6 protein-coding genes and 1 pseudogene are annotated in these 5,897 nt (G+C 47.9%); 6 read left to right on the top strand and 1 reads right to left on the bottom strand.

The genetic code is table 11. The features are described 5' to 3' along the window. Positions 1-382 precede the first annotated feature (382 nt). The 4 genes and pseudogenes from IPZ49_RS22815 (at position 383) to IPZ49_RS22805 (ending at position 2,765) form a co-directional block, all read left to right on the top strand. Complete coding sequence (locus IPZ49_RS22815; protein WP_223863119.1) at positions 383-799, top strand: recombinase family protein; 417 nt, start codon at positions 383-385, stop codon at positions 797-799. Between the two features lie 956 nt (positions 800-1,755). Continuing rightward, positions 1,756-2,070 (top strand): hypothetical protein, encoded by a 315-nt coding sequence (locus IPZ49_RS22810; RefSeq protein ID WP_022649281.1) that lies wholly within the window; start codon positions 1,756-1,758, stop codon positions 2,068-2,070. A gap of 172 nt (positions 2,071-2,242) precedes the next feature. Continuing rightward, positions 2,243-2,470 (top strand): annotated as a pseudogene (locus tag IPZ49_RS23430) (hypothetical protein); the annotation flags it as partial. Beyond that, positions 2,409-2,765 carry a putative T6SS immunity periplasmic lipoprotein gene (locus IPZ49_RS22805; protein WP_063146499.1) on the top strand — a complete coding sequence of 119 codons (357 nt, stop codon included), beginning with the start codon at positions 2,409-2,411 and terminating at the stop codon, positions 2,763-2,765. The pseudogene IPZ49_RS23430 and the gene IPZ49_RS22805, both read left to right, overlap by 62 nt. Before the next feature lie 21 nt (positions 2,766-2,786). Here the strand turns inward: IPZ49_RS22805 and IPZ49_RS22800 are convergent, their stop codons facing one another. Beyond that, positions 2,787-3,431, bottom strand: coding sequence for a LysE family translocator (locus IPZ49_RS22800; RefSeq protein WP_023298536.1), 645 nt, complete (start codon positions 3,429-3,431; stop codon positions 2,787-2,789). A 542-nt stretch (positions 3,432-3,973) separates the two neighbouring features. Here IPZ49_RS22800 and IPZ49_RS22795 point away from each other — a divergent pair. Further along, complete coding sequence (locus IPZ49_RS22795; protein WP_063146498.1) at positions 3,974-5,149, top strand: OmpP1/FadL family transporter; 1,176 nt, start codon at positions 3,974-3,976, stop codon at positions 5,147-5,149. 63 nt (positions 5,150-5,212) lie between these two features. Beyond that, complete coding sequence (locus tag IPZ49_RS22790; protein ID WP_022649277.1) at positions 5,213-5,842, top strand: winged helix-turn-helix transcriptional regulator; 630 nt, start codon at positions 5,213-5,215, stop codon at positions 5,840-5,842. The last annotated feature ends 55 nt before the right edge of the window (positions 5,843-5,897 follow it).

Raw genomic sequence — 5,897 nt, 5'->3', positions numbered from 1 at the left:
CAAACTTGATACGTGTAAGACCATCTTGCAAATAGAATGCTGACAGCCGGTTTGCTGTTTCGACGAGTTTCCGGGCCTCCAGATTCACCATGGTATCTGACCATGTTCTGTTCCAGCCCCTGTTAAGCAACGCAATATCCATTAAAGACTCCTTTCCAAAATGTGTCTGGTCATTTTACGTGCAATAAGGTCGAAGACAACAGGAAATACTTACACAACCCGCCCCCGTAGGTGTCCCGTCTCTTTATCCTCCCAGTTTACATCCTCCTGCTTAAAATATCCCCGGCTCTATTATAGATCCGCTGAGTGGATCGATTAGCCGCCTAATAATTTCACTAGATCTGCATGAAACATCCTGGTGTTATCACTGCGTTACACTACTTTGCTTGCGTTGCAACTTGCCTCGCTTTATTACAACAGGCGAAACGCTGTCTTCCTGTGCCTTTGCCGTAACACTGCTGACTTGCTGGCAATGGTTGAGCGGTTAACAGAACGGGGTGTAGTTGTTCAGATCCACAAAGAGGATTTTAAGACCGGGAAGAACTCTCCAGCAGGTAATATGATGCTGACCGTACTGGCAGCAGTCGCACAGATGGAACGTGAAACGATGCTGGAGCGCCAGCGTGAAGGTTACGAAGCAGCAAAAGCCGCAGGCAGGATCACCGGACGGGGCAAAGGTCGCTCTATTGATCGTGAAGCCATTAAAGCAGAACTCGCAGCAGGTAAAACCATTCCTGCAATCGCAGAAAGCCACAACGTCAGCACCAGAACAGTCATGAACATTAAGGCCGAAGCCTGAACAATTCTAAAACATCCCCACTTTGACCTCGCTCCGGCGGGGTTTTTTATTGCCTGAAATCCACACCAGCGCGAGCACCACCACCAATAGCTCCGTATGCACCACCAGAAGCTCTACAGCTCGTCATCCCCCTCACAATTGTAAACTGACAGACCCATATCACAGCGTCCCGCTGAGAGGCTCTCACAGACCCAGAAATGGAGGGTTTTTCGTTGTTTTTATACGAAAATTATTTATCTGTATAGAAGGGCGGATCGGTGATTGTGTTTAGCTGCGCCACAGATGGTAGTTCTGCCTAGGCCGCGCCATTACTGGCTTTGCTGCATGCACCACATCATAACGCCCATAGGTACAGACTTGTGCTTTGTACGTTCAGTGACCACTTCAGCATGATTAACTACGGATTATAGGCTATTTTAGGTGCATTTAATCTATTTTGTTCGCAGGATAGCCAGTGGCAAAGATCATCCACCTAATTTTTACAGAAAACCAGTATAGGATTGCCAATCTTCAGCCAGCGCGGAGAATGGTCGATACTTTCAGATGAAAGCGGGGGGGATAATCAATACTCGGAGCGGATCAGGTGTCTGGACCGCCTCAGGTGTTGCCGTTGATTGTGCCATTGAAGCATGACGCGGACATATCAAACCATGTCAAAAATTCCGACATAAACCACTGAAGGAAGGTAAGTGGCTTTCCTCTGTCAGAGGGTAGGGAGGTTTTAGCAAAGTTTGTACATGAATCAATACTAAGTGTTAATCAATACAAAGTACTTCTGACTTTCGCAAAGCGAAACCAACCATTGTCGTAATGTCCTTGCATCACCCAAATAATAAGAAAGTGGAGATGGAATCTGCCGAAAAGTTTCGGCTGGATTGCTGTAAAGTTCATCATTATGATTGCTTGCATAATCAGCGATTGGAAAAACACTTTTGGGAGATAAGGGACGAGACGATATGAAAGTGACTGATGAGGCTTTGTTACGTTCAGGGTTTACGCAGCCCGAATTGCAGAAGATAAAAAGCAATATTGAAAAATATGGAGGAACGCCTGGAGAGGCCATAAATGACCTCGCTAGACGATTTGTTACCCTGGCGGGAGTGGTGGCTGTGTGTACCTTTACCCTACTGCTACTTTTCGTCTTCAGCTCACCTGATAGAGCAGCTGCATGGGGGCTGGCGATGATCTTTGGGGTTGCCATTATGTCCTTCGCACAGCCGCCGGTAATTTCCTATAAATCCTGGCGTTATCGAAAAAATACAAAGGATTAACGGGTTTCATTTTCTGCTGTTAACAGGTCGAAAATCACTTTTGCTTTAACGCCATAACCGATAATCTTCATTGTTATCTTAAGAGTGCTTATTGTGCTGAAATTGCTATAGTAATCGTGTGAAAACCAGCGGAATAATCTCCAGGCTCCAGTTTTCGAGCAAGTCCTACTTGGCTGCTGAATATACCTACAGGCTGGATAAAGAAAAGCTCACTGATTACTCTCTTGAACAGCAAGCCTCTATTTTAGCTGATTACTGGTTACTGCTGGTTTATGGGATTAGTAAGTGGTCTTATTATCAAAGGCCTGGGCGCATGGGGATGTACAGGGGCGTTAAACATGAAATACAAAATGTTGCTGGGTGTTGTGTTCATCTTAACGGGATGCCCTGGGCCTGGTGATCGAATGGTAGATCGTGAATCTTCAACGGCATTAATCAAAGATAATCAAGTTTGTGTGTTGTCACCACTGGAGCCACAGGAACGGATCACTGCTATCCAAATCAACAGTGATAATAGCGACTCTCTTCACAAGATTTTTGATGACAAGCCCGTGTATGTTCAAAAGGGCGGGTGTCTTCCTGTGTTCGGATTTAAGTTTACACCTGGAGAGCGGTATAACTTCGCCTATGACGTCCAATCTGATAAATCAGGGTCACATTTAGTCACTGCTGTATTTTCTTATCCCAAAGAATAAGGGGCTGAACGCCCCATATTCTTAACGGCGTGTAAACGCCAATCTGAGCCCTAATCCAATGAATGTTACACCAACAATTCTATCCAGTATTTTCTGCAACCTTCTGTTTTGCGAAACGGTTCCGGCTGCACTACCTGCAAGTACGGCGAACGTTAAATCAGTCATAAAAGCGATCAATGCGTAGGTCATTCCCAGGAGTAGGAAAGAAGCTGTCTGGTGCTCGCTTCCAGGCGCAACGAATTGAGGGAAAAAGGAGATGAAGAATAACAGTACCTTCGGGTTGGTTAAGGTAGTTATGAAACCTTTAGTAAGTAGACTCGTCAGAGTCGCTTTTGCCTTAACGCGTTCAGCTTCGTTGTGATTCGTGGTTTGCTTTGTCAGCGTTCCCCAAATCATCTTACTACCGAGATACACCAGATAAGCCGCACCGAGAGACTTAATGATGGTGAACATCATCGGAGATGCTGTTATCAACGCGGTTAATCCCACAGCGCTTGCAATTGCATGTGTGCAACTACCTAATGCTACACCAGCGGCAGAGATAATTCCCGCGCGTCTTCCATTAACCACGCTTTGACCTACCACGTAGGCTATATCAGGCCCAGGTGTAACGGAAAGGAGAAATACAGATAGGGCGAAAAGCCCAAAATGGGTTATGTCCAGCATAGCCATCTCCAGAAAAAAATTATGTACCTCCATGCTAACACTGAATTTTTATGCGTAAAGGGTGATTTTATATGCTTTTAGTCTGCTTTTGCTAAACAACGAATCACTCATGGCATAACACGCTAAGTTGCACATTTCCTGTACCCTGGATACCCTGAGATTAATCCTAATAACTCAAGGGTGAGTATGGCTAGCGGGAAGAGAAAGAATCAAAAGGAATCGCCTGAAGAAGAGTTAGATCGCCTGCTGGATGAGCTTGAACTCACACCGGAGCAACGGGAGTTTATCGAATCCATGCGAGAGGATAAGAGCGATCCCAGTAGTGAGTAACGCTTGTCTTAAGCCGAACGAGTACAAACGGCATTGTAAGAAATTCTTCTCCTGGTGCATGCAGAATCACGGTGCCTTTGTTCCGGCTGTCGCTGGAGTGTCATAAATATAATTACGCGCGCGCATAATTTAAAATTAAACCCTCTTTCTTTTTACGTAATCAATCGCCCCTGTTATATCTGTCGGCAAATTTTTTATTTCCCGGATCGCAGATGAAAACACGACTCCTCCTGTGCGCTGGCTTATTAGCTGCCTCCAGTGCCCATGCCAGCGCCCTCTATTTTTATGAAGCTGGCACCGAAGATACCGCGCTTGCCGGAGCAGGGCAGGCGGCTCGTGCGCAGGATGCCTCTACAATTATGACCAACCCGGCTGGCATGACACGCTTACCGGATCATATGGTCACTGGTGGGTTACAGGTTATGGATGGCTCCATCGACAACCAGCTGGATAACGATGCCCATCAAAGCCCCGGCGATGTGATGAAAACCATCCCGAATGCCAGCGCCTTTTATAGCCAGAAGGTGACCGATAATCTTTATGCCGGGGTCGGGCTTTACGGTAATTACGGCCTGGGGATCGACTACGGCAGCTGGGCGGGCGACAGGCTGATTAAAAAGAGTACCATGGTAGCCATGACGCTCAGCCCCTCGCTGGCCTATAAGCTTAACGACCGTCTTTCGATTGGCGCGTCCGCCAACGTTAACTACGGTTACTTCTCGCTGACTCGCAGCGTTAACGATGATGACTACCGGCGACGCGATGAAGACCTGGCCATGAGCTATCGGCTTGGGCTGCTGATGCAGCTAACTGACCAGACCCGAGCCGGTATTACCTGGAACAGCGAAACGGACTACAGCTTCAATATTGACGGCAACGCGCGTCTACAGAACGGCACCTACGACCTGCCGGTGTCAGCACAAATCAGCGCGCCGCAGCAAATTATGCTCAGCCTTGTGCATGACATTAACCCGCAGTGGTCGGTTATGGGCGATCTCGGCTGGCAGGACTGGAGCCAGTTCGGCGCGCCGCAAATCGTCGTCGGGGACCAGCAGCTTAACAACGTCAGCCGCCTGAAGGACACGTGGCACGGTGCGGCGGGCGTGCAGTATCGTCCAACGCCTCAGTGGCGACTGAATGCCGGTGTGGCGTTCGATAGCTCGCCGTATGAAAGCCAGAGCGATGTGGCCTTAACCTTACCTACCGGCGATGAGTGGCGATTTGGTACGGGAGCCCAGTATCAAATCACCCCGGCCAGCAATATTGGTATTGCCGTGTCGTATCTTCATATGCAGTCGTCGCATGTGAAATCGCCGGTGGCGTTTGCCGGAAGTTACGACCATCCTTATCTTTGGTTTGCCAGCGTCAACTACAGCTATCAGTTTTGATCGGCTAACCGCTTAAAATATATGGTCTATAATGGCAGATACTGAATGTCAGAAGGTTGTACCATGCATATTTTACCGCCTGTTCGACCCGAAAAATCCATCGAACGACTGACCGCTATCCTTGAGCCGATAGCGGAGAAAGTGCACGTTGTTCCACGTAAGCGACTCACCTGGTTACGGAAGGGGAAACAGCAGATGTACCTCTTTCTGGAAGGGGAGCTGTCCCTGCTGCGGACATCAGATGGACTGGTGGTCGTGACCGTTTACGAGCCGCATTTGTTTGGTATTGCTGAGATGATCCAGCCTACGCAAGGCCATTTTCTCCGTGCGGAAAGGGAGTCGACCATTTTACGTCTCGATGCGGACAAGGCGGCCGAGTTATTCCGTGCCGAGGGCGTCTGGGAGGATGTCGCAGCGCTGCTCTCATACCATACGGCCTATTTGATATTCCGTGATGCGCAGGTACTCCAGCAGCGTACCTATTCCGTTATTCGTAACCACCTTCAGGAAATGATTTTGCTCCCGGAGGAGACGCGTTTGCGTACCACGATACTGGAATATATTCAGGATCGTACGCTGCTTTCTCGCAGTAGTATACTCAATGTATTATCCGCCCTTAAACAGGGAGAATATATTTCCTTTAAGCGCGGTGGGTATTTGCTTGAAGTCAGACACTTACCTGAATCATTCTAGGGGAAGTTTAAAATTAAACAGAAATGGAATTAACGAGGCTGTTAATTTTCTATAT

Origin of the sequence: Enterobacter cloacae complex sp. S2 (assembly GCF_015159675.1) — a bacterium.
Lineage (GTDB): Bacteria > Pseudomonadota > Gammaproteobacteria > Enterobacterales > Enterobacteriaceae > Enterobacter > Enterobacter intestinihominis.
The sequence above is the reverse complement of the archived record's forward strand: the minus strand, read 5'-3'. Positions and strand labels throughout refer to the sequence as shown.

Coding starts and splice junctions, on each gene's coding strand:
- IPZ49_RS22810 (WP_022649281.1), top strand. CDS start 1,756: ATGAAAGTGACTGATGAGGCTTTGTTACGTTCAGGGTTTACGCAGCCC.
- IPZ49_RS22805 (WP_063146499.1), top strand. CDS start 2,409: ATGAAATACAAAATGTTGCTGGGTGTTGTGTTCATCTTAACGGGATGC.
- IPZ49_RS22800 (WP_023298536.1), bottom strand. CDS start 3,431: ATGCTGGACATAACCCATTTTGGGCTTTTCGCCCTATCTGTATTTCTC.
- IPZ49_RS22795 (WP_063146498.1), top strand. CDS start 3,974: ATGAAAACACGACTCCTCCTGTGCGCTGGCTTATTAGCTGCCTCCAGT.
- IPZ49_RS22790 (WP_022649277.1), top strand. CDS start 5,213: ATGCATATTTTACCGCCTGTTCGACCCGAAAAATCCATCGAACGACTG.